26 protein-coding genes are annotated in these 21568 nt (G+C 72.9%); 16 read left to right on the top strand and 10 right to left on the bottom strand.

Annotated elements, in window-relative coordinates; genetic code table 11:
* Positions 1-5: 5 nt before the first annotated feature.
* Positions 6-368, bottom strand: coding sequence for a thioredoxin family protein (locus tag N4G63_RS00910; protein WP_260789280.1), 363 nt, complete (start codon positions 366-368; stop codon positions 6-8).
* A gap of 50 nt (positions 369-418) precedes the next feature.
* Between N4G63_RS00910 and N4G63_RS00905 the strand changes: the two genes are divergently transcribed.
* The gene (locus N4G63_RS00905; RefSeq protein ID WP_260789282.1) at positions 419-802 is read left to right on the top strand and encodes a nucleotide pyrophosphohydrolase; all 384 of its coding nucleotides are present in this window, start codon (positions 419-421) and stop codon (positions 800-802) included.
* Positions 803-865: 63 nt separating this feature from the next.
* Here N4G63_RS00905 and N4G63_RS00900 read toward each other — a convergent pair whose 3' ends face one another.
* Positions 866-1267 (bottom strand): tautomerase family protein, encoded by a 402-nt coding sequence (locus tag N4G63_RS00900; protein ID WP_260789284.1) that lies wholly within the window; start codon positions 1265-1267, stop codon positions 866-868.
* 227 nt (positions 1268-1494) lie between these two features.
* On the opposite strand from N4G63_RS00900, the gene N4G63_RS00895 reads away from it, so the two are divergent.
* A complete protein-coding gene (locus N4G63_RS00895; RefSeq protein ID WP_260789286.1) occupies positions 1495-2388 on the top strand; it encodes a LysR family transcriptional regulator in 894 nt (297 codons plus the stop codon).
* A 41-nt stretch (positions 2389-2429) separates the two neighbouring features.
* On the opposite strand, the gene N4G63_RS00890 is transcribed toward N4G63_RS00895, so the two are convergent.
* From N4G63_RS00890 to N4G63_RS00875, 4 genes are all read right to left on the bottom strand, one after another.
* Positions 2430-2702, bottom strand: coding sequence for a hypothetical protein (locus tag N4G63_RS00890; RefSeq protein ID WP_260789288.1), 273 nt, complete (start codon positions 2700-2702; stop codon positions 2430-2432).
* A 130-nt stretch (positions 2703-2832) separates the two neighbouring features.
* Entirely contained in the window at positions 2833-3111 is a 279-nt protein-coding gene (locus tag N4G63_RS00885) for a DUF427 domain-containing protein (RefSeq protein ID WP_260789290.1), read from the bottom strand.
* Between the two features lie 55 nt (positions 3112-3166).
* Positions 3167-4405 carry a M20 aminoacylase family protein gene (locus N4G63_RS00880; protein ID WP_260789292.1) on the bottom strand — a complete coding sequence of 413 codons (1239 nt, stop codon included), beginning with the start codon at positions 4403-4405 and terminating at the stop codon, positions 3167-3169.
* A 41-nt stretch (positions 4406-4446) separates the two neighbouring features.
* Positions 4447-5247, bottom strand: coding sequence for a gamma-glutamyl-gamma-aminobutyrate hydrolase family protein (locus N4G63_RS00875; RefSeq protein ID WP_260789294.1), 801 nt, complete (start codon positions 5245-5247; stop codon positions 4447-4449).
* A 139-nt stretch (positions 5248-5386) separates the two neighbouring features.
* Here N4G63_RS00875 and N4G63_RS00870 point away from each other — a divergent pair, with 139 nt between their 5' ends.
* From N4G63_RS00870 to N4G63_RS00840, 7 genes are all read left to right on the top strand, one after another.
* Positions 5387-5992 carry a thymidine kinase gene (locus tag N4G63_RS00870; protein ID WP_314599231.1) on the top strand — a complete coding sequence of 202 codons (606 nt, stop codon included), beginning with the start codon at positions 5387-5389 and terminating at the stop codon, positions 5990-5992.
* A 141-nt stretch (positions 5993-6133) separates the two neighbouring features.
* Complete coding sequence (locus N4G63_RS00865) at positions 6134-6448, top strand: EthD family reductase (protein WP_314599230.1); 315 nt, start codon at positions 6134-6136, stop codon at positions 6446-6448.
* A gap of 182 nt (positions 6449-6630) precedes the next feature.
* On the top strand, positions 6631-7842 hold the full coding sequence (locus tag N4G63_RS00860; RefSeq protein ID WP_260789298.1) for a 6-phosphofructokinase: 1212 nt from the start codon (positions 6631-6633) through the stop codon (positions 7840-7842).
* Positions 7835-8548, top strand: a complete 714-nt coding sequence (locus N4G63_RS00855; protein ID WP_260789299.1) for a class II aldolase/adducin family protein — start codon at positions 7835-7837, stop codon at positions 8546-8548. Before N4G63_RS00860 ends, N4G63_RS00855 begins: the two co-directional genes overlap by 8 nt.
* A 267-nt stretch (positions 8549-8815) precedes the next feature.
* Positions 8816-11470 carry an EAL domain-containing protein gene (locus tag N4G63_RS00850; protein ID WP_260789301.1) on the top strand — a complete coding sequence of 885 codons (2655 nt, stop codon included), beginning with the start codon at positions 8816-8818 and terminating at the stop codon, positions 11468-11470.
* Complete coding sequence (locus tag N4G63_RS00845) at positions 11428-12102, top strand: tRNA-uridine aminocarboxypropyltransferase (protein ID WP_260789303.1); 675 nt, start codon at positions 11428-11430, stop codon at positions 12100-12102. The genes N4G63_RS00850 and N4G63_RS00845 overlap by 43 nt, the downstream gene beginning before the upstream one ends.
* A gap of 129 nt (positions 12103-12231) precedes the next feature.
* Positions 12232-12804 (top strand): TMEM165/GDT1 family protein, encoded by a 573-nt coding sequence (locus N4G63_RS00840; RefSeq protein ID WP_260789304.1) that lies wholly within the window; start codon positions 12232-12234, stop codon positions 12802-12804.
* A gap of 110 nt (positions 12805-12914) precedes the next feature.
* On the opposite strand, the gene N4G63_RS00835 is transcribed toward N4G63_RS00840, so the two are convergent.
* Positions 12915-13907, bottom strand: a complete 993-nt coding sequence (locus N4G63_RS00835; RefSeq protein ID WP_314599229.1) for a tripartite tricarboxylate transporter substrate binding protein — start codon at positions 13905-13907, stop codon at positions 12915-12917.
* A 192-nt stretch (positions 13908-14099) separates the two neighbouring features.
* On the opposite strand from N4G63_RS00835, the gene N4G63_RS00830 reads away from it, so the two are divergent.
* The 7 genes from N4G63_RS00830 to N4G63_RS00800 all read left to right on the top strand — a co-directional run bounded on the left by N4G63_RS00830 (position 14100) and on the right by N4G63_RS00800 (position 19052).
* Positions 14100-14957 (top strand): IclR family transcriptional regulator, encoded by an 858-nt coding sequence (locus N4G63_RS00830; RefSeq protein ID WP_260789306.1) that lies wholly within the window; start codon positions 14100-14102, stop codon positions 14955-14957.
* 152 nt (positions 14958-15109) lie between these two features.
* Entirely contained in the window at positions 15110-15625 is a 516-nt protein-coding gene (locus tag N4G63_RS00825; RefSeq protein WP_260789308.1) for a GFA family protein, read from the top strand.
* A gap of 500 nt (positions 15626-16125) precedes the next feature.
* Positions 16126-16902 (top strand): alpha/beta fold hydrolase, encoded by a 777-nt coding sequence (locus tag N4G63_RS00820; protein WP_260789310.1) that lies wholly within the window; start codon positions 16126-16128, stop codon positions 16900-16902.
* A 9-nt stretch (positions 16903-16911) separates the two neighbouring features.
* Positions 16912-17706 carry a phosphodiesterase gene (locus tag N4G63_RS00815; RefSeq protein WP_260789312.1) on the top strand — a complete coding sequence of 265 codons (795 nt, stop codon included), beginning with the start codon at positions 16912-16914 and terminating at the stop codon, positions 17704-17706.
* Between the two features lie 14 nt (positions 17707-17720).
* Positions 17721-18008: a DUF2277 domain-containing protein gene (locus N4G63_RS00810; RefSeq protein ID WP_260789314.1), complete on the top strand. Its 288-nt coding sequence runs from the start codon at positions 17721-17723 to the stop codon at positions 18006-18008.
* 7 nt (positions 18009-18015) lie between these two features.
* A complete protein-coding gene (locus N4G63_RS00805) occupies positions 18016-18582 on the top strand; it encodes a YdeI/OmpD-associated family protein (RefSeq protein ID WP_260789316.1) in 567 nt (188 codons plus the stop codon).
* Positions 18576-19052, top strand: coding sequence for a DUF1643 domain-containing protein (locus N4G63_RS00800; RefSeq protein ID WP_260789318.1), 477 nt, complete (start codon positions 18576-18578; stop codon positions 19050-19052). The genes N4G63_RS00805 and N4G63_RS00800 overlap by 7 nt, the downstream gene beginning before the upstream one ends.
* Positions 19053-19068: 16 nt before the next feature.
* Here N4G63_RS00800 and N4G63_RS00795 read toward each other — a convergent pair whose 3' ends face one another.
* From N4G63_RS00795 to N4G63_RS00785, 3 genes are all read right to left on the bottom strand, one after another.
* Complete coding sequence (locus N4G63_RS00795) at positions 19069-19761, bottom strand: glutathione S-transferase family protein (protein WP_260789319.1); 693 nt, start codon at positions 19759-19761, stop codon at positions 19069-19071.
* Complete coding sequence (gene yghU, locus N4G63_RS00790; protein ID WP_260789321.1) at positions 19758-20630, bottom strand: glutathione-dependent disulfide-bond oxidoreductase; 873 nt, start codon at positions 20628-20630, stop codon at positions 19758-19760. Before yghU ends, N4G63_RS00795 begins: the two co-directional genes overlap by 4 nt.
* A gap of 82 nt (positions 20631-20712) precedes the next feature.
* Positions 20713-21528: an arginine N-succinyltransferase gene (locus N4G63_RS00785; RefSeq protein ID WP_260789323.1), complete on the bottom strand. Its 816-nt coding sequence runs from the start codon at positions 21526-21528 to the stop codon at positions 20713-20715.
* Positions 21529-21568: the final 40 nt, after the last annotated feature.

Genomic DNA, 21568 nt, shown 5'->3' with positions numbered 1-21568 from the left:
GCTGATCAGGCCGCAGGGGCGCCGGGCTGCCCGCCGGGTGCATCGATGGCGGCCAGCGCCCGGGCCAGCGCCGCGGCATCCTGCGGGCGCACCAGGCGCGCAAGCTCCTGGCCATCGCGCAGAAACAGCAGCGTGGGCCACAGCTTGACGCCAAAGCCGCGGCCCAGGGCGCGGCCGGGGCCGTCTTCCACGCGCAGGTGGCGCACGCCGGGGTGGGCCTGCAGCGCGCTGGCCAGCAGCGGGCGTGCGGCGCGGCAGTGGCCGCACCAGCCGGTGCCAAACTCCAGCAGCAGCGGGCCGGCCAGGGCGTCGATCTCGGCGCGGCTGGGCGCCTCGGTGGCGCTCAGGTAGAGGGCGGTGTCGCTCATGCCCGCATTGTGCGGCGCCGGCCTGGCCGCCACCGCGCTAGGCTTGGCGCATGACCTTGCCGACCGAGCCTTCGCCCAACCCAGCCGCCGCACCCGCGGGCAAGCTGCCGCCCGACTCGCTGGTGGCCCTTACCGCCGACCTGCGTGCCTTTGCCGCCGCGCGGCAGTGGCAGCCCTTTCATGCGCCCAAGAACCTGGCCATGGCCCTGAGCGTGGAGGCGGCCGAGCTGCTGGAGCACTTTCAGTGGCTCACCGAGGCGCAAAGCCGCGCGCTGCCCGAGCCGCAGCGCGCCGAGGTGGCGCACGAGGTGGCCGACGTGCTGCTGTACCTGCTGCAACTGGCCGACCAGCTGGGCATCGACCCGGTGCAGGCGGCGCGCGCCAAGATGGCGCTGAATGCGCAGCGCTTTCCGCTGCCACCCGCCGGCGGCTGAACCCGGCCGCTGAAGCCGGCGGCCGCATTCAGCGGCGCACCGGCAACGCGCCCGGGCCCGGGCTCAGGCCGGGTCGGCATGGTGGGCGCGCCACTCCTGGGTGCGGCCGCCGTAGCCATAGGCGGCCGCGCGCACATCGTGCACATGGATGTAGCTCTCCTCGTGCAGCGGGCCCAGCAAGTCGCCGAGCGCGGCATGCACCGCGGCCATGAAGCGCGACTTCTCGGCCTTGAGGTTGGTCTCGTCGGTGATGGTGATCGTGAGGTGGTAGCTGCGCAGCCCGCTGTCGGCCAGCGAGCGGCCGGCCACGAACCAGGTGGCCGGATCGATGAAATCCACCGCCGTGGCAATCAACTCGGGCCGCTTGCCCAGGTGGGTGACGGTGAGCTGGTGCAGCAGCGCCGCGGCGCGGGCCGCCAGGTGGCGGTCGGGGGTGGCGCCGAGGCGCAGGGTGACAAGGGGCATGGGCAGGCTCCAGAGGCCAGGCGGACAGGCCTGGCAGGCAGATCGACAGACAGACACACAGGCCGCCAGCCGGCCCGGGGGGCCGGACGGGCTGCGGTGGACGGGATGGCGCCAACACAGGTGGCGACCGGGTGCTTGCCACTTTATGCAGACAAGCGCGGCCCGGAAACCCCACTCAATGCCAATCGGTTTTGCAACAACTGCAAGGCCAGCCACAATGCCGGCGCATGGATCTGGACGACGCCGCGCTGTTTGTGCGCATCGTGGAGCTGGGCACGCTGTCGGCCGCGGCGCGCGAGCGCGAGGTGCCGGTCAGCCAGGTGAGCCGTGCGCTGAACCGGCTGGAGGCGCGCTGCGCCGTGCGCCTGCTGCACCGCAACACCCATGGCCTGAGCCTCACCGACGAGGGCGACACGGTGCTGGCCCACGCGCGCCGCCTGCTGGAAGTGCGCGCCGAGCTCGACAGCGCCTTGTCGGGCCGGCTGGCCGGGCCCAGCGGCTGGGTGCGGCTGAGCGTCAGCACCATCACTGCCGAGACGGTGATCGCGCCCAGCCTGCCCACGCTGCAGGCCCGCCACCCGCAGCTGCAGCTCGACATCAGCACCGACGACCGTGTGGTCGACATGGTGCGCGAAGGGGTCGACATCGCCATCCGCACCGGCAGCCCGGCCGGTGACAACCTGGTGGCGCGGCAGATCGGCGAGCTGCGCCGCGGCCTGTATGCCTCACCCGACTACCTGCGCCGCCACGGCCAGCCGGCCACGCCGGCCGATCTGGCCCGGCACCGGCTGATCGGCAACAGCCTGAACCCGGCGCTGAACCTGTGGCCGCTGCCTGGCGGCGCAGTGCATGCGGTGCGTGGCCACACCCGCGTCGACAGCACCGCGGTGGCGCTGTCGCTGGCCCGGGCCGGGGCCGGCATCGGCCGCTTCATCGACATCGCGGCCGCGCCGCTGCTGGCCTCGGGCCAGCTGCTGCCGGTGCTGGCCGGGCAGCTCAACGAGGAGCCGCTGCCCTTGTTTGCGGTGATGCTGCACGAGCGCCAGCGCCTGCCCAAGCTGCGCGCCTGCATCGCGCACTGGGCCGACTGGCTGGCCGGGCGCGTGCCGCCGCTGGATTGAGCGGCTGGGCGGGCCGCCGGCGCGCCGGCAGCCCGTGCCGCTCAGCGGCTGGCGGCCGGGCGCGGCGCCGGGGCGATCAGCATCACCGGCTGGCGGCCGCCCAGGCAGCGCTCGGTCTGGCCCGGCGCGCAGGGCGGCAGCGGCGGGCTGCGCATGGCCAGCTTGTGCTGCAGGTAGCGCAGGTGCGGCGCCAGCAGGCCGCTGAACAGCAGCAGCACGGTCACCAGGGTCACGGCCACCAGCACCAGGCGCTGGCGCGGCGAGGTGGGGCGGTAGGGGTTGCGCCGGAAAAACTCCGACAGCCGCATCTTCACCACGCCCCCGGCGGCATGGCGCAGGGCCGCGCGGGTGCCTGCGTGCGCCCGGTGGTGCGCCCGGTGGTGGGGCCGATGGTGGGCCCGGCAAACCGCGCGCCAAAGCGCAGGGCAGATCGGCTCAGGCGGTTCATGCCACCGTCACGCCCTGGCCAAAGGCCATGCGGCCGGCGATCTCTTGCGCCGCGTCGGTGGGCTCGGGGTAGTACCAGACCGCGTCGTTGAGCATCTCGCCGTTGACGAACAGGCTCAGCCAGCGCGCCTGGCCCTTCCAGGGGCAGCTGCTGCGGTGGTTGCTGAAGCTGGTGTATTCGCGCTTCAGGCTGGCCTCGGGGAAGTAGTGGTTGCCTTCCAGCAGCACGGTGTCGTCGCTCTCGGCGATCACCACGCCGTTCCAGGTTGCTTTCATGTCCGTTGCTCGCTCGGCTGCTCGGGGGGGGGGGATGGGCCGACAGTGTGCCTTGTCAGCGCCCGGCCGCGCCCTGCGCCGCTGCGGCGCCGGGCTTCAGCCAGGCCTGCACCAGGCGCACCCAGTAGCTGGCACCGGTGCTCAGCACGCGGTCGTTGAAGTCGTAGCCGGGGTTGTGCACCATGCAGCCGCCCTCACCCACGCCGTCGCCGGTGCCATTGCCCACCACCAGGTAGCAGCCCTTGGCCTGCTCGAGAAAAAACGCGAAGTCCTCGCTGCCGGTGAGCGGCTGCATGTCCTCGATCACGCCGTCCTGGCCCAGCCAGTCCAGCGCCACCTGCCGCGCGAAGGCGGTGGCCTCGGCATCGTTCACCAGCACCGGGTAGCGGCACTCGTAGTGCACCTCGGCGCGTGCGCCGTACACGGCGGCCTGGGCGTGGGCGATCTCGGTCACCCGCTGCTGCAGCAGGGCCCGCACCTCGGGGCGCAGCGCGCGGATCGACAGCCGCAGCTCGGCGGTCTGCGGGATCACGTTGGGCGCCTCGCCGGCGTGGATGGCGCCCACCGTCACCACTGCCATCTCCAGCGGCGGCACGTTGCGCGCCACCACAGTCTGCAGCGCCATCACGATGCTGGCCGCGGCCACCACCGGGTCGACCGCCTTCTGCGGCACGGCGCCATGGCCGCCGGTGCCGTGCACGGTGATGGTGGCCACGTCGCTGCTGGCCATGAAGGGCCCGGCGCGAAAGCCGAACTGCCCGGCCCGGTGGCCCGGCATGTTGTGCAGCGCGAACACCATGTCGCAGGGAAACAGCGTCAGAAAGCCGTCTTCCAGCATCTTGCGCGCGCCGCCCAGGCCTTCTTCGGCGGGCTGGAAGATCAGGTGCACCGTGCCGTCGAACAGGCCGCTGTCGCGCTGCGCCGCCAGGTGGCGCGCGGCGGCCAGCAGCATGGCGGTGTGGCCGTCGTGGCCACAGGCGTGCATCTTGCCGAGCACCCGGCTGGCCCAGGGCCGGCCGGTGGTCTCGACGATGGGCAGCGCGTCCATGTCGGCACGCAGGCCCAGCGTGCGTGGCCCGCTGCCCAGGCGCAGCGTGCCCACCACGCCGGTGCCGCCCAGGCCGCGGTGCACCGCATAGCCCCAGCGCGCCAGGCGCTCGGCCACCAGCTCGCTGGTGGCGAACTCTTCGAAGCCCAGCTCGGGGTTGGCATGGATCTGCTGGCGGATGGCGATGGCCTCGGCCTCGTGGGCGCGGATCTCGTCGAGTGCGGGCAGCGGCGTGGGGGCGTTCATGGGCGGTCTCCGGCGGGGGCGATCGGGGGCTTCAGGCGGCTTCAGGCGGCGGGCGCGGCGTTGCGGCGCGCCCGCGCGGCATGCAGAAAATCCACCAGCAGTGGCTCGGCGTCCAGCCGGTCGCTGCGGCGCCAGTGGAACTCGGGGTGCCACTGCACGCCCACCACGAAGCCGGCGGCGCTGTGGCGGATGGCCTCGATGGTGCCGTCGTCGGCATCGCGGGCCTCCACCACCAGGCCGCTGCCCAGGCGGTCGATCGCCTGGTGGTGGATGCTGTTGACCAGCGGGCGCGGCGGCGCATCGGCATACAGCGCGGCCAGGCGCGAGCCGGGCGTCAGCGTGATGGCATGGTGCCATTCGTCATACGCCGCGCGGTCGACATGCGACCGCGTGCCGGGGCGCTGGGTGACGATGTCCTGCAGCAGGCTGCCGCCAAAGGCCACGTTGATCAGCTGGTGGCCGCGGCAGATGCCGAACACCGGCTTGCCGGCGGCCACGAAGGCCTCGATCAGCTCCACCTCGTAGCGGTCGCGCACCAGGTCGCCGTTCCACTCGGGGCGCAGCGGCGCCTGGCCGTACATCGTGGGGCAGACATCGGCGCCACCCTGCAGCATCAGGCCGTCGAGCAGATCCACATAGCCTTGCAGGTGCACGCGCCGGCGCGCCACCTCGGCATCGTGGCCGAGCGTGGGCACCATCAGCGCCAGCGCGCCGTGGGCCATGATCCAGTGCGCGAAGCTCTGCTCGAGGTACTGCAGCGTCTTGCCGCGAAAACCCAGCTCGGCAGGCACCTGGTGCATCAGGCGCGCCGACAGGCCGATGCGCAGCGGGTGGGAACTCATCGTCGGGCGTGCTCCTGGGGCCCCCGTGGGGCGCATGCGCCGGGCGCGGTGCCCGGCCGGGAGCTGCCAACTATAGAACCGCCGCCGGCTGCAGCCACGCCGTTGGCCTGTGCGTGGATCGGGCGCCGACAATGGCCCCGTGAGCAAGCTCTACTTCCGCTACGCGGCGATGAACGCCGGCAAGTCCACCGCCTTGCTGCAGGTGGCGCACAACTACGAGGAACGCGGCATGCGCGTGCTGCTGTTCACCGCCGCGCACGACGACCGCGTGGCCAGCGGCCGCATCGGCTCGCGGCTGGGCCTCACGCGCGAAGCCGCCACCTTTGGCGCCGACACCGGCTTCGACGCCAGGCACCTGCGCGAGGTGGCCGGCGGCGCGCTGGCCTGCGTGCTGATCGACGAGGCGCAGTTCCTCAGCGCCGGGCAGGTGCGCCAGCTGCACCGCATGGCCCATGTGGACCATGTGCCGGTGATCTGCTGGGGCCTGCGCAGCGACTTCCGTGGCGAGGCCTTTCCGGGCAGCGCCGCGCTGCTGACCCTGGCCGACGAGGTGGAGGAGATGAAGTCGATCTGCGCCTGCGCCCGCAAGGCCACGATGAACATCCGCACCGACCACCACGGCCGGCGCGTGCAGCAGGGCGAGCAGGTGGAGATCGGCGGCAACGAGCGCTACCGCGCGGTGTGCCCGTCGTGCTTCTATGCCGACGAGACCCTGGGCGACGTGGCACCCGGCCTGTTCAGCTAGCCGGCGGCGCAGCCTGTGCCCTGGCGGCACAGGGCTTGCCCCCTCTGTGCCGCACGCGTGCGTCATGCGATAACGCGGCGCTGCCAGCGGCCGAGTTGCGCCGTGCGGCGGCCCGTCGTCACTGCTGCCCAGGAGCTTCGCATGATCAAGGTCCACATCTTCTATCCCAACACGCCCGACACCCGCTTCGACATGGCCTACTACGTCGAGAAGCACATGCCCATGGTGCAGGCGCGCATCGGTGCAGCCTGCACCGGCTTTACCGTGGATGCCGGCCTGGCCGGCGGCGCACCGGGCCAGCCGGCGCCCTATGTGGCCGTGGGCGCGCTGATCTGCACCTCGGTCGAGGCCTTCCAGGCCGGCTTCGGCCCGCATGCGGCCGAGATCCTGGGCGACATCCCCAACTACACCAACGCCCAGCCCACGCTGCAGATCAGCGAAGTGAAAGTCGGCTGAATGGAGCACCCGGCCCCGCGGGTACGCGGATCCACCCGCCGGGCGGGTGCGGGCCGGCTTGGGAGCGGCCCGGCGCTCGGCCCGCTGTCTGGCGCACCTGGCCCGGCCTGAAAACCCGGCTACGCTAGCGGATCGGCGCGCGCCCACGGCGGCGCGCCGGCTTCCTCTGTCGGAGACCGGCCATGAACAAGATCCTCGTCGCCCAGGGCGGCGGCCCCACCGCGGTGATCAACCAGAGCCTGGTGGGCGTGGTGCTGGAAGCCCGCCGCCACAAGGGCATCGACCGCGTGTACGGCGCGCGCCACGGCGTGCGCGGCATCGTCAACGAAGACTTCGTCGATCTCACGCAGGAAACCAGCCACAACCTCGAGCTGGTGGCGGCCACACCCAGCTCGGCACTCGGCAGCACGCGCGACAAGCCCGATGCCGCCTACTGCCACCGCATGTTCGAGGTGATGAAGGCCCATGGCATCGGCCACTTCTTCAACATCGGCGGCAATGATTCGTCCGACGTGGTGCGCATCGTGGCGCAGGAGGCGCGCGACGCCGGCTACCCGCTGCGCTGCATCCACATCCCCAAGACCATCGACAACGACCTGGTGCTCAACGACCACACGCCGGGCTTTCCCAGCGCGGCGCGCTTCGTGGCCCAGGCCTTTGCCGGCGCCAACCTCGACAACGCCGCGCTGCCCGGCGTGTACCTGGGCGTGGTGATGGGCCGCCATGCCGGCTTCCTGACCGCCGCCGCAGCGCTGGGCAAGAAGTTTGCCGACGATGGCCCGCACCTGATCTACCTGCCCGAGCGCAGCTTCGACGTCGATCGCTTCCTGGCCGATGTGCACGCCGTGCACCAGCGCCACGGCCGCTGCGTGATCGCGGTCAGCGAGGGCATCCACGCGAGCGACGGCACGCCGATGATCGCCAGGCTGGCGCAAGACCTCGAGCGCGACGCGCACGGCAATGTGCAGCTCTCGGGCACCGGCGCGCTGGCCGACCTGCTGTGCGAAGAGATCAAGGGCAAGCTCGGCATCAAGCGCGTGCGAGGCGACACCTTCGGCTACCTGCAGCGCAGCTTCGTGGGCTGCGTCAGCGATGTCGACCAGCGCGAGGCGCGCGAGGTGGGCGAGAAGGCGGTGCAGTTCGCGATGTGGGGCGACCGCGATGGCTCGGTGGCCATCCAGCGAGCGGGCTATTACGCGGCTGACTACAGCCTGCTGCCGCTGGAGGCCGTGGCCGGCAAGACCCGCACCATGGAAGACGCCTTCATCAGCGACAGCGGCACCGACGTGACCGACGCCTTCCGCCTGTACCTGCGCCCGCTGCTGGGCAGCGGCATGCCCGATGCCTACCGGCTGCGCCCGGCGCCGGTGGCCAAGGTGCTGAACCATGGTTGAAACCGCCGACCAGGGCGCGCTGCGCGAGCAGCTGGTGCGCGAGGCCAACCGCCTGGTGCCCCTGGGCCTGGCCAGCGGCACCTCGGGCAACCTGAGCGTGCGCCTGCGCCTGGCCGACGGCGCCGAGGGCATGCTGATCACGCCCAGCGGCATGCCCTACGAGACGCTGCGGCCCGAGCACATCGTGCCGGTGCGCTTCACCGGCCCCGGCACGGCCGACTGGCCGGCCGCGCAGTTGCCCAGCAGCGAGTGGCTGATGCACCTGGCCATCTACCAGGCGCGGCCCGAGGCCGGTGCCGTGGTGCATGGCCACCCCACGCACACCACGGTGCTGGCCATCCAGGGCCTGGCCATTCCCGCCATCCACTACATGATCGCCGCGGCCGGCGGCCCGGGCATCCGCTGCGCGCCCTACCGCACCTATGGCACGCCCGAGCTGTCGCAGGTGGCGGTGGCCGCGCTGCACGAGCGCAAGGCCTGCCTGCTGGCGCACCACGGCCTGCTGGCCTTCGAGCGCGACCTGGCCAAGGCCATGTGGCTGGCGCGCGAGGTCGAGACCCTGGCCCAGCAGTACCTGGCCGCGCTGCAGCTGGCCGCGGCCACCGGCAGCACGGTGGCTGTGCTGCCCGACGACGAGATCGCGCGCGTGGTCGAGAAGTTCAAGGGCTACGGGCTCAACGCCCGCGCACCCACGGCCGCCGCCTGAGCCTGACCCCACGGCGCTTCGCGCGTGCCCACCAGGGGGCGTTCAGTCCCTTGGGGCGGCCCGGCGGAACCGCGAGGCTGCGGCGCGGCGCCGGGCCAGGCCGGCAGGCTGCGGCTTTGATCACGTTTTGGGCCGGCGGCCGGGCTTGACCGCGGCGGGGTCATGGCCGATCCGGCGAATGGGCCCCTCGATAATCCGCCGCCCTGCCCGCCAACGTGCCGGGGCCGTGCCTCGCACCGCCCTGCCGAACCCGCTCCACACGCACCCATGCACCTGCCCCACATCGCCGCCGATGACGCGCAACGCGTGGCCGCGCTTCATGAACTGGCCGTGCTCGACACCCCGCCCGAGCAGGAGTTTGACGCCATCGTGCGCCTGGCCTCGCTGGTGTGCGGGGTGCCGATCTCGCTGATCAGCCTGGTCGATGCCGGGCGCCAGTGGTTCAAGGCCAACCACGGGCTCGACGGTGTCACCGAGACGCGGCGCGAGCAGTCGTTCTGCGGCCATGCCATCCACGGCCATGCGCTGATGGAGGTGCCCGACACCCACACCGACGAGCGCTTCACTCGCCACCCGCTGGTGCTGGGCGAGCCGGGCATCCGCTTTTATGCCGGGCAGCCGCTGCGCCTGTCCGATGGCCAGTGCGTGGGCACGCTGTGCGTCATCGACCGCCGCCCGCGCGTGCTCGACGCCCACCAGCGCGAAGTGCTCGAGTGCCTGGGCATCGCCGCGGTGCGGGCGCTGGAAAACCGCCGCGCCGTGCTGCTGCAGTCGCAGTCGCTCGATGCGCTGGCCAGCAGCCAGCTTGCACTGCAGCGCGAGCGCGGGCGGCTGGCCAACATCCTCGAAGGCACGGCCGCCGGCACCTGGGAATGGCATGTGCCCAGCGGCGAGGCGCATTTCAACGAACGCTGGGCCGGCATCCTGGGCTGCACGCTGGACGAGCTCGGCCCGCAGAAGCTGGACGCCTGGTCGGGCCGCCTGCACCCCGACGACCTGGGCCGCGCGCAGGCCCTGCTGGCGCAGCACCTGTCGGGCCAGACGCCGCTGTACGAGTGCGAGTTCCGCATGTGGCACCGCGAGGGCCGCTGGGTGTGGGTGCTGGCGCGCGGCCGCGTGATGTCGCGCCTGCCCGATGGCCGCGCCGAGTGGGTGGCCGGCACCCACCTCGACGTGACCGAGACGCGCCGCCTGGCCAGCGAGCTGGCCGAGCAGCACGAGCTGATGCGCGTGACGCTGCAGTCGATCGGCGATGCGGTGATCACCACCGATGCCGCGGGCGACGTGGTGTGGCTCAACCCGGTGGCCGAGCGCATGACCGGCTGGACCAGCCGCGAGGCCCAGGGCCGGCCGCTGCTGCAGGTCTTCCACATCGTCAACGACACCAGCCGCGAGCCGGCGCCCAACCCGGTGGCCGCCTGCCTGGCCGACGACGATGTCAAGGGCCTGGCCCAGCACACGCTGCTGATCTCGCGCGACGGCCACGAGTACGGCATCGAGGACTCGGCCGCCCCGATCCGCAACGACCGCGGCGCGGTGCTGGGCGCGGTGCTGGTGTTCCACGATGTCACCGAGCAGCGGCGCCTGTCGGGCGAGATGAGCTGGCGCGCCAGCCACGATGCGCTGACCGGCCTGGTCAACCGCACCGAGTTCGAGGCGCGGCTGCGGCGCATGCTGGCCAAGGCCCAGGAAGACCGCAGCGAGCATGCGCTGCTGTATGTCGACCTCGACCAGTTCAAGCTCGTCAACGATGCCTGCGGCCACACTGTGGGCGACCAGCTGCTGCAGCAGGTGGCGCGGCTGCTGACCGACGCCGCGCGCTCGCGCGACACCGTGGCGCGGCTGGGCGGCGACGAGTTTGCGGTGATCCTCGAGCACTGCTCGGCGCAGCAGGCGCAGCGCGTGGCGCAGCAGATCTGCGACCGCATGGAAGACTTCCGCTTCGTGCACGACGGGCGCCGCTTTCGCATCGGCGCCAGCATCGGTCTGGTGCCGGTGGACTCGCGCTGGAGCAGCCCCGCCGCCATCCTGCAGGCCGCCGACACCTCGTGTTATGCCGCCAAGGAGGCCGGGCGCAACCGCGTGCACACCTGGTTCGACACCGACGAGGCCATGCACAACCGCCACGGCCAGATGCGCTGGGCCACGCGCATCGAGCAGGCGCTCGACGACGACCGCTTCGTGCTCTTTGCGCAGCGCATCCAGCCGATCGAGGGCCACGGCCATGGCGTGCATGCCGAGGTGCTGCTGCGCCTGCGCGAGGTGGACGGCAGCCTGGTCGCGCCCGGCGCCTTTCTGCCGGCGGCCGAACGCTTCCACCTGGTCAGCCGCATCGACCGCTGGGTGCTGGCCCGGGTGCTGCGGCACATGCAGGCCCTGCCGGCCGCCACGCTGGCGCGCATCGAGTGCCTCAGCGTCAACCTGTCGGGCCAGTCGGTGGGCGACCGCGCCATGCACCGCCATGTGATGGAGCTGCTGGCCCAGGCCGGCGAGGCGGTGTGCCGGCGCCTGTGCGTCGAGATCACCGAAACCGCGGCGGTCACCAACCTGGCCGATGCCGCGGTGTTCATCGAGCAGCTGCGCGCCACCGGTGCCCGTGTGGCGCTGGACGACTTCGGCGCCGGCGCCTCGTCGTACGGCTACCTCAAGCGCCTGCAGGTCGACGCGCTGAAGATCGACGGCCAGTTCATCCGCAACCTCGGCAGCGATGCGCTCGACGAGGCCGCGGTGCGCAGCTTCGTCGACGTGGCGCGGGTGGTGGGCCTGCGCACCGTGGCCGAGTGCGTGGAAACGCAGCCGGTGATGAAGCGCCTGAACGAGCTGGGCGTGGACATGGCCCAGGGCTACCTGCTGCACCGCCCGGAGCCGATCGAGGCCCTGTGGGCGAACACGAGCACGAACCCGAGCACGGCGCCGGCCTGAGCCCGCGCCGCACGGCCTGCCCGGGCTGCCTGCGCGCGCGCTGCGTGTGCCACTGCCTGGCGCGGCCGGGCCTGCCCTGGCAGGGCCCGGTGGCCCTGCTGCTGCTGCAACACCCGCGCGAGCAGCGCGAGGCCAAGGGCACGGCGCGCCTGCTGCACCAGGCCGTGGCCGGCAGCCGGCTGCTGGTGGGCGAGCAGTGGGCCCGGGCCCCGGCCGATGAAGGAGCCGCCGCGCCGGCGCCGGGCGGCCGCCACGACATCCTGCTGTACCCGGCCACGCCGGGCGACGCGGCGCTGCCCGCACCACCGCCGCTGCCGCCGGCGTGGCTGGCCGATCCGGCGCGGCTGCGGCTGGTGGTGATCGACGGCACCTGGCGCAAGAGCCGGCGCATGCTGTACCAGAGCCCCTGGCTGCAGGGCCTGCCGCGGCTGGCCCTGGCCGCACCGCCGCCCTCGCGTTACCGCATCCGCCGCGCCCGCGGCGAAGGCCAGCTCAGCACCTTTGAAGCCGCGCTGCTGGCGCTGGCCCAGCTGGCGCCGGCGCACGACCCCGGCAGCGCCTTGTGGCCGGTGTTCGAGGCGTTCGTGGCCGCCCAGCTGGCGGGCCAGACCGGGGCAGCACAGCCCGGCTGACAGGCGCCTGAACGCCGGCCCGGGCCCTGCGCGCGCCACGGCCACCGCGCGGCGACAGCGGCCCGACAGGCGGCGTCGCTACACTGCGCCGCCCTGCCTGATGCGCCGCCCGGCGCCAACAACCCCATCGTGGAAGCCTTTCTCGTCTCCACCGGCATCGTGGCCCTCGGCGAAATGGGTGACAAGACCCAGCTGCTCGCGGTGCTGCTGGCCGCGCGCTTTCGCAAACCCGTGCCCATCATCCTGGGCATCCTGGTGGCCACGCTGGCCAACCATGCGGCAGCCGGCTGGCTGGGCGGCTGGCTGGCGGGGCTGATGGGCCCCACGCTGCTGCGCTGGGTGATCGGCGGCGGCTTTCTGGCCATGGCCGTGTGGATGCTGGTGCCCGACCAGCTCGACGGCGATGCCGAGCCCGAGAACCCGCGCCTGGGCGTGTTTGGCACCACGGTGCTGGCCTTCTTTCTGGCCGAGATGGGCGACAAGACCCAGATCGCCACCGTGGCCCTGGCCGCACGCTACAGCGAGCTGTGGGCGGTGGTGGCCGGCACCACGCTGGGCATGATGGCCGCCAACGTGCCCGCCGTGCTGCTGGGCGACCAGGTGGCCAAGCGCGTGAGCATGCGCATGGTGCACGCCGTGGCGGCGATGATCTTCGCGGTGCTGGGCGTGCTGACGCTGCTGAACGTCGGCTCGCTGATCTGATTCCCGCGGCGCCGGGTGCCCCACGCGGCCCAGCGCCGGGCCGCTCCCAAGCGGGCCGCGCTACCCGCCCGGCGGGTGGCGCCGCGTCCCCGCGGCGCCGGGTGCCCCAGCTACTTGGCCGCCAGCCCCAGCCGCTCGATCAGCGCCTTGTCCTTGGCAAAGCCGTCCTTGGCCCAGGCCAGGTACTCGGGGCCGGTCTTGTACCAGGGCTGCTGGTTGAGCTGGTCGAGCACCTTCAGGTGCTCGGGGTCGTCCATGGCCTTCTTGAACGCGTCGTGCAGGCGCTGGGCGATGGCCGGGTCCAGTCCCTTGGGCGCCACCAGGCCGTAGGGCGAGTTGCCCACCACGTTGTAGCCCAGCTCCTTGGCGGTGGGCACCTGCGGCCAGCGCTTGGTGCGCTGCTCGCCAAAGGTGGCCAGCAGGCGCATCTGGCCGGCGTCGACGAACTTGTCCCAGCCCGTGGCATCGCTGGCGGCCATCACATGGCCACCCAGCAAGGCCTGCATCAGGTCGGCATTGCCCTTGAACGGCACATGCGTGAGCTCCACCTTGGCGGCGTCGGCCACCTCTTCCATCAGCAGGTGCGGGCTGGTGCCGTTGCCGGTGCTGCCGAAGTTGATGCCGCCCGGCTGCTTCTTGGCCGCGGCGATGTACTCGGCAAAGCTCTTGTGCGGGCTGTCGGCGCGCACCACGAAGCCGAAGGTGTAGCCCGACACGCCCAGCAAAAAGCTGAAGTCGTTGATCGGGTGCCAGGGCACCTTCTGCATGTGCGGGATGCGCAGCATGCCCATCGGAAACTGCGCGATCGTGTAGCCGTCGGCCTTGGCGTTCAGGCCCATGCTGCCGGGGCCGGTGGTGCCGCCGCCACCGGGCTGGTTCTGCACCACCACCGGCTGGCCCAGATGTTTGGCGGCAATCTCGGCCAGCGCGCGCAGGTGGCGGTCGGTGCTGCCGCCGGCCGGCCAGGGCACGATCAGGTTGATCGGCCGTGCCGGAAAGGCCTGCGCCCGGCTGGCACCGGCCAGCGGCGTCAGCGCGGCCGCCGCCAGCAGCTGCCGGCGCGAAGGGTGGCGAAGAATGGGGGGCTGGTCACGGTGGGGCATGGTCATTCCGCGCATTGGAACGCGCGTTGGCAGCAGAGCCGGCAGTCTAGGCAGCGCGCAGGCCGCGCACAACGCTGCAGGGCGCCACATAGGGAAAGCGACAGCATCGCCTGTCGCTGGGGCGACAGGCCGGCGCCGTGGCTCGCCTTCACCATTTCTCTTGGCGGAATAAAAGGAAAGAGCAGGCAGACGATGGGCCGACAACGCGAACTCGCCGGCAGCGATGCCCTGGCGGTGGTGGCCGAAGACCGCCGCTTCGTCACCGCGCTGGCGCGTGGCCTGGAGGTGCTGCGCAGCTTCCGGCCGGCCGACCGCTGGCTGGCGCACCAGGAGATCGCGCGCCGCACCGGCCTGCCGCAGGCCACGGTGTCGCGCCTGACCTTCACGCTCACCGCGCTGGGCTACCTGCGCCACCGCGGCACGCGTGGCGAGTACGCGCTGGCGCCCGGGGTGCTGGCGCTGGGTTTCTCGATGCTCAACAACTTCGACATCGGCCGCATCGCCCGCCCGCACATGCAGGCGCTGGCCGACGAGACCCAGGCCGCCGTGTCGCTGGGCGTGCGGCGCAGCCTGACCATGGTCTACGTGGCGCATTGCCGCAGCGCCGCGCCGCTGACCCTGGGGCTGGACGTGGGCACCCAGCTGCCGCTGGCCAGCACCGCCATGGGCCGGGCGCTGTACGTGGCGCTGCAGCCGGCCGAGCAGGCCCGGCTGCTGAGCGATCTGGAAGCCGAAAGCCAGCAGCCGGCGCGCGGCAACGCACCGCCGCGGCCGGCCTGGCCGCAGCTGCGCCAGGGGCTCGAGCGCGCGCAGCTGCAGCAGCGCCAGCTGGGCTACGTGACCAGCGAGACCGAGTGGGAGGCCGACATCAGCGCCGCCGGCGTGGCCATCGACCTGGGCGACGGCCGCGAGCCGCTGTCGCTCACCGTGGGCGGGCCGGCCGCCCGCCTGCAGGGCAAGCGCCTGAGCGACGAGATCGCCCCGGCCCTGGTGCGCAGCGCGCTGGCCATTCGCCACACCCTGCAAAGCGGCGGCTGGACCGACTACTGAAGCCTGGCCACCAGCGGCCCAGCGGCCGCGCCCCGCTGGCCCCGGCTGGCCCCGGCTGGCCGATGCCGGTGTCTTATCCTGCCGGGCAGCCCGCCGTTGCCGCTGCCCCATCTGCCGCTCGACCAGCCGCCTGACCCCAGGAGTTTGCCGCCATGTCCCTGACCCAGCCGCCGGCCGCCGAAGGCCCCGCGCCCTTTCCGTTGGAAGGCGGTTGCGATTGCCGCGCCGTGCGCTACCGCATGGCCACGCGGCCGCTGTTCACCCACTGCTGCCACTGCCGCTGGTGCCAGCGCGAAAGCGGCGCGGCCTTTGCGTTGAACGCGATGATCGAGAGCGAGCGCGTGGCGTCGATCGGCGCGCTGGCGCCCGAGCGGGTGCACACGCCCAGCCAAAGCGGCCGCGGCCAGCAGATCGCGCGCTGCCCGCAGTGCCGCATCGCGCTGTGGAGCCACTACGCCGGCGCCGGTGCCAAGGTGGCCTTCGTGCGCGTGGGCACGCTCGACGCGCCCGACCACCTGCCGCCCGACATCCACATCTTCACCAACAGCAAGCAGCCCTGGGTGCTGCTGCCGCCCGGCGTGCCGGCCATGGCCGAGTACTACGACCGCGAGGCCTGCTGGCCCGCCGAGAGCCTGGCGCGCCGCCGCCGCCTGCTGGCCGGCGCCTGAAGGCCCGGGCCCTGCCGGTCTGGCGGCGCTGCTGCGCGGCGCGGCGCTGCGCGGCGCGGCGCTGCGCCCGGGCCTCGCGCCGCAGCGTGTCCTGATCGGCCCGCCAGCGCTCGCGCGACATCACCAGGCAGGCCGCAAAGGCGATGCGGCCCTGCGCCAGCAGGGTGTCCAGATCCAACGGCCCCAGCATCTCGAACGGCTGCGCCATCCAGGCCCGGCGGCCGCCGGGGCCGCTGTCCACCCGGCCCAGCACGGCCTCGTCGATCAGGCCGAACAGGCCGTTCCACACCACCCAGGGCGTGGCCGGCGCGGCCGCGTCGGACGAAGGTTTGGCAACATCGCGACCCGAACAGTCCATCGTGTGCGGTTTGAACGGCGCGCGACCGACATGGCCGCGCCCTGGCCCAGGCCAAGCAAGCGCTGCACCAGCCCCGGCCCACACGCGGCCGACGGCCCCGACCCGACCCGCACCGCACCGCACCGACCCGCCAGGACGAACGATGACGCCACTGCCACCCAGCCAATGCGTCGAGCTCGACGGCCGCCGCGTCGAGTACCTGTGCCAGGGGCACGGCGGGCCGGTGCGGGTGCTGATCAACGGCTCTGGCGGCCCGCTGCACGGCTGGCACCTGCTGCTGCCGCGCCTGGCCGGCAGCGGCACCACGCTGGCCTACAACCGGCCCGGCATCGGCCGCAGCGCGGCGCCGGCCCGGCCGCAAACCGCCAGCGTGATGGTGGCCGACCTGCTGCAGCTGCTGGCCACGCTGCAACTGCCGCCGCCGTGGGTGCTGGTGGCGCATTCGTTCGGTGGCCTGGTGGCCAACCTGCTGGCGCGCACCTGCCCGGCCCAGGTGGCCGGCGTGGTGCTGCTGGAGGCCACCGCACCCGAGGATGTGCTGCAGCTGCCGCTGCATGAAAGCCGCCTGCAGCGCGCGCTGGCGCGGGTCAGCCAGCGGCTGTGGCCGCTGCATCCCCACCACGAAACCCTGCACGCGCGTGCGTCGGCGGCCGAGCTGCTGGCCGCGCCCGGCTTTCCGCCCCTGCCCTTGACCGTGCTCACCGGCCAGCGGCCGGCCCTGACCTGGGCCACGCCGCGGGCGCTGCTGGCGGCCCGCGCGCTGCACCAGCAGCGCCTGGCGGCCTTGTCGCCGCTGGGCCGGCAGGTGCCGGCCGATGCGAGCGGGCACTTTCCGCAGTTCAGCCAGCCCGATCTGGTGGCCCGGGCGGTGCTGCAGATGCCCCCCGGCGGTTGGCCGGCCGCGCCGCTGCAGGCATGATCGCCCGCCATGCTCATTGCCCAGCTCTCTGACACCCATGTGCGCCCGGCCGGCCAGCTGTACAAGGGCGTGGTCGACTCGAACCGCATGTTCGCCGAGGCCATTGCGCACCTGCAGCAGCTGCAGCCACCACCCGACCTGGTGCTGATCTCGGGCGATCTGGTCGACGAGGGCGCGCCCGCCGAGTACGCCATGTTGCGCGAGCTGCTGCGGCCGCTGACCCTGCCCCTGCGCCTGATGCCCGGCAACCACGATGGCCGCGAGGCGCTGCGCCAGGCCTTTGCCGACCATGCCTACCTGCCCGCCAGCGGGCCGCTGCACTGGGTGGCCGACGAAGGCCCGGTGCGCGTCGTGGCGCTCGACTCCTGCCTGCCCGGCCGCCACCACGGCGTGCTCGATGCGGCCAGCCTCGACTGGCTGCGCGGCACGCTGGCCGCCGCGCCGCAGCAGCCCACCCTGCTGCTGCTGCACCACCCGCCGTTTGCCAGCGGCATGCCCAGCATGGACGCCTACCGCCTGCGCGACGCGGCGCCGCTGGAGGCCATCGTGGCCGCCAGCCCGCAGGTGCAGGCGGTGCTGTGCGGCCATGTGCACCGGCTGATGTTCCGCCGCTGGGCCGGCACCGTGGTGGCCGCCTGCCCCAGCACCACCACGCAGATCGCGCTGCACTTTCTGCCCGGCGCGCCCGAGCAATCCTTCATCGGCCCGGCCGCCTGCCTGCTGCACCGCTGGCAGCCGGGCGAAGGCCTGGTCAGCCACCTCAGCCCCATCGGCCCACAAGCCGGGCCCTACCCCTTCATCTGAACCGGGCCCACCGCATGTGCCGCAACATCAAGACGCTGTTCAACTTCGAGCCGCCGGCCACCGAGCTCGAGATCCGCGACGCCGCGCTGCAGTTCGTGCGCAAGCTCAGTGGGTTCAACCTGCCGTCCAAGGCCAACGAGGCGGCCTTTGACCTGGCCGTGGCCCAGGTGGCCGACGTGGCGCGGCAGCTGATCGGCAGCCTGGTCACCCACGCACCGCCCAAGAACCGAGACGACGAGGCCGAGAAGGCGCGCGCGCGCTCGCTGGCGCGCTTTGGCGATTTCTCCGTTTCACTGGACTAGACGCTTGGTGCCGCTGCCTGCCCCGCGCTTCTTTGCCACGGCCGCCGACTTCGGCCGCTGGCTGCAGCAGCATGCGGCCAGCGAGGCCGCGCTGATCGTCGGTTACTACAAGCTCGGCTCGGGCCGGCCCAGCATGAACTGGCCCGACTCGGTGGACGAGGCGCTGTGCGTGGGCTGGATCGACGGCGTGCGCCGGCGCATCGACGAGCAGGCCTACCAGATCCGCTTCACGCCGCGCCGACCGGGCTCGATCTGGAGCGCGGTGAACATCGCCAAGTACGCGGCGCTGACGGCCCAGGGCCGCATGCTGCCGGCCGGCGCCGCGGCCTTTGCGGCCCGGCGCGACGAGCGCTCCATGGTCTACGCCTACGAGCAGACCGAGCCCGCCACGCTCAGCGCCGACGAAGAACGGCTGTTCCGGCAGCAGCCCACCGCCTGGCTGTACTGGCAGGCCGCGCCGCCCGGCTACCGCAAGCAGGCGCTGCACCACATCACCACGGCCAAGAAGCCCGCCACCCGCGCCGCGCGCCTGGCCCGGCTGATCGAGGCCAGCGCGGCGGGGCTGCGATGCTGACGCCGGCAGCCGCCAGCGCCGTGCTGTCGCCTTGCCGGCGTTACCGCTACGCGTTGCGGCGCTGCTGGGAGCCGGCGCTGCCGGCCGTGCTGTTCATCGGCCTGAACCCGTCGACCGCCGATGCCGAGCACGACGACGCCACCTCGCGGGTATGCATCAACTACGCCCGCCGCTGGGGCTTTGGCACGCTGCTGCTGGGCAATCTGTTTGCCTGGCGTTCGCGCGATCCGGCCGTGCTGAGCCAGGTGCCCGATCCGGTCGGGCCCGACAACGACCGGCACCTCAAGCGCCTGCAGGCGCGTGCCGCGCTGGTGCTGTGTGCGTGGGGCGACCCCGGTGCGCTGCTGGGGCGCGACGAACAGGTGCTGGGCCTGCTGAAGGCCCCGCATTGCCTGACGCGCCTGCGCAGCGGCCGACCCGGGCATCCGTTGTACAAGCGCGCCGGCCTGTTGCCGGTGCCGCTGGGCTGACAGGCGCTGCGCGGGCCTACAGCGCCATCGCCGGCCGCAGCGCCATCGCGGCGCGCCAGCGCAGCAGGTGGGGATGGCGCTGCGGGTCGGGCTTTTGCTTCACCACGCGGGCGAAATCCACCGCCACCACGGCGCCGATGTCGGCGATGCTGAAGTGCGGCGTGGCGATGAACTCGCGCTCGGCCAGGCGCGCGTCGAGCGTGTGGAAGAACTGCTGCAGCCGCGCGATGCCGCGCTCGGCCAGTGCCGGGATCTGCGGGTAGTCCACCGGGCCGGGCAAGGCGCGGCCGGCCATCGCCGGGCTGCTGTTGCGCAGCGCCTCGGCAATCGCCATCAGGCCTTCGAACTCGGCGCGCCAATGCCAGCTGGCCACCTCGGCGCGCTCGGCCGGCGTGCGGCCCAGCAGCGGCGGCTCGGGCCAGCGCGCGTCCACATACGCGGCGATGGCGGCGTTGTCGGTGAGCAGCAGGCCGTCGTCGGCACCGCCGTCGACCTTCAGCGCCGGCACGGTGCACTGCGGGTTGATGCGGCGATAGGCCTCGCCCAGCTGCTCGCCGCTGCGCAGATCCACCTGCACGGTGGCATGGGCCACGCCTTTTTCGGCCAGCAGCAGGCGCGCACGCCGCGGGCTGGGGGCGGTGGCGCAGTCGTACAGCGTGACGTGCCCGGCGCCCGGCCCGCCGGCGGTGTTGGTGGCGGCCTGGCTCATTGAGCCCCCTGCAGCTTGTCTTGCGTGCGCAACTGGAAGTCGCTGGCGTCGTGGCGCTCGTGCAGCTGGGCGGCGGGCTGGCCCTGGGTGCGGTTGACGATGCGGCCGCGCTGCACCGCCGGGCGCGCGGCGATCTGGTCGGCCCAGCGGTTGACGTGGCTGTACTCGTGCACGCCGAGAAACTCACCCGCGCCGTAGAGCTGGCCCTTGGCCAGCGCGCCATACCAGGGCCAGATGGCCATGTCGGCAATGGTGTACGCGTCGCCGGCGATGTAGGCGCTGTCGGCCAGGCGGCGGTCCAGCACGTCCATCTGGCGCTTGGCTTCCATGGCGTAGCGGTCGATGGCGTACTCGATCTTGGCCGGCGCATAGGCATAGAAGTGGCCGAAGCCGCCGCCCAGGAAGGGCGCGCTGCCCATCTGCCAGAACAGCCAGCTCAGCGCCTCGGCGCGGGCCGCCGGCGCGGTGGGCAGGAAGGCGCCGAACTTCTCGGCCAGGTACATCAGGATCGCGCCCGACTCGAACACGCGCACCGGCTCGGGGCCGCTGTGGTCGACCAGCGCCGGGATCTTGCTGTTGGGGTTGGCGGCCACGAAGCCGCTGCCGAACTGGTCGCCCTGGTCGATGCGGATCAGCCAGGCGTCGTACTCGGCACCGGCGTGGCCCAGCGCCAGCAGCTCTTCCAGCAGGATCGTCACCTTCTGGCCATTGGGCGTGCCCAGCGAGTACAGCTGCAGCGGGTGGCGGCCCACCGGCAGCGCCTTGTCGTGCGTGGACCCGGCAACGGGCCGGTTGATGCTGGCAAAACGCCCGCCGCTGGCCTTGTTCCAGGTCCAGACGGCGGGCGGGGTGTAGTTCGAATCGCTCATGCGCGGGGTCTCCAGGGCAGCGTGTGACGGCAGCCTGCACGGTAGCCGCTGGCGGGCCCACCCCAGGCGCTGTGCGGGTATCTCAGCGTGGCTCGGCGGCCTGGCGCGGCGGGCTCGCGGCGGTGTCCAGCGCATCCACCACGGCCTCGAACACCGGCCCGCCATCGTCGATGGTGATGTGGTGGCCGTAGCGCAGGCCGGCATGCCACAGCGTGTCCATCGCCAGCCGGTGGGCCGGGTCGACCTGGGCGATGGCGGCCTGCGCGGCCTCGGTCAGGAACGCGGCATACACCGGCTGGCGCGGCAGCAGGGCCGCGACATGGCAGCGCCAGTCGGGGCCGAAGCGCTCGGCCGCGGCCAGCGGATCGCCGGCATAGAAGTGCCGCCCCAGGCCTTGCCAGAACGGCGAGCGGCCCTGCGCGTCGCGCAGGCCGGGCAGCTCGACGATCAGCCGCGACGCAAAGGCGCTGCGCTGGCTGCCCAGGCGGGCCAGCGCGCCCTGCACCAGGGCGCGCAGCGCCGCCGCCTGCTCGGCCAGGCTGCGGCCGGCCTGCTGCCAGGCCAGGTCGGCCAGCTCGCTGCTGCCGGTGTGGTCATTGCCCAGCAGCAGGGTGTGCTGGCGGTGCTGCAGGTTCAGCGCCGGTGCGGCATGCACCACGCAGCCCACGTGGTACCAGGGCCGCGGCTGCAGCAGGCCGATGGCGCGGCGCAGGCGCAGGCAGGCACGCGCCTGGCCCTGCTGCTCGACCAGCAGCCACTGCTCGGCCGGCACGGCGTCGAGCGCGGCATCGGCATCGGGCCGCGGCAGGCCGCGCGCCGCGCCCGGGCGCAGCCAGGGCAGCAGCGCCGGCAGGTCGCCGGCCACCACCGGGCGCAGGCGGTAGGCGCTGGCGCTCACCGGCGCCCCCGCCATGCGGGGCCCTGCGGGGCGTGTGTCG

The sequence above is a fragment of the Aquabacterium sp. OR-4 genome (genome assembly GCF_025290835.2).
Taxonomy (GTDB): domain Bacteria; phylum Pseudomonadota; class Gammaproteobacteria; order Burkholderiales; family Burkholderiaceae_C; genus Pseudaquabacterium.
The sequence above is the reverse complement of the archived record's forward strand: the minus strand, read 5'-3'. Positions and strand labels throughout refer to the sequence as shown.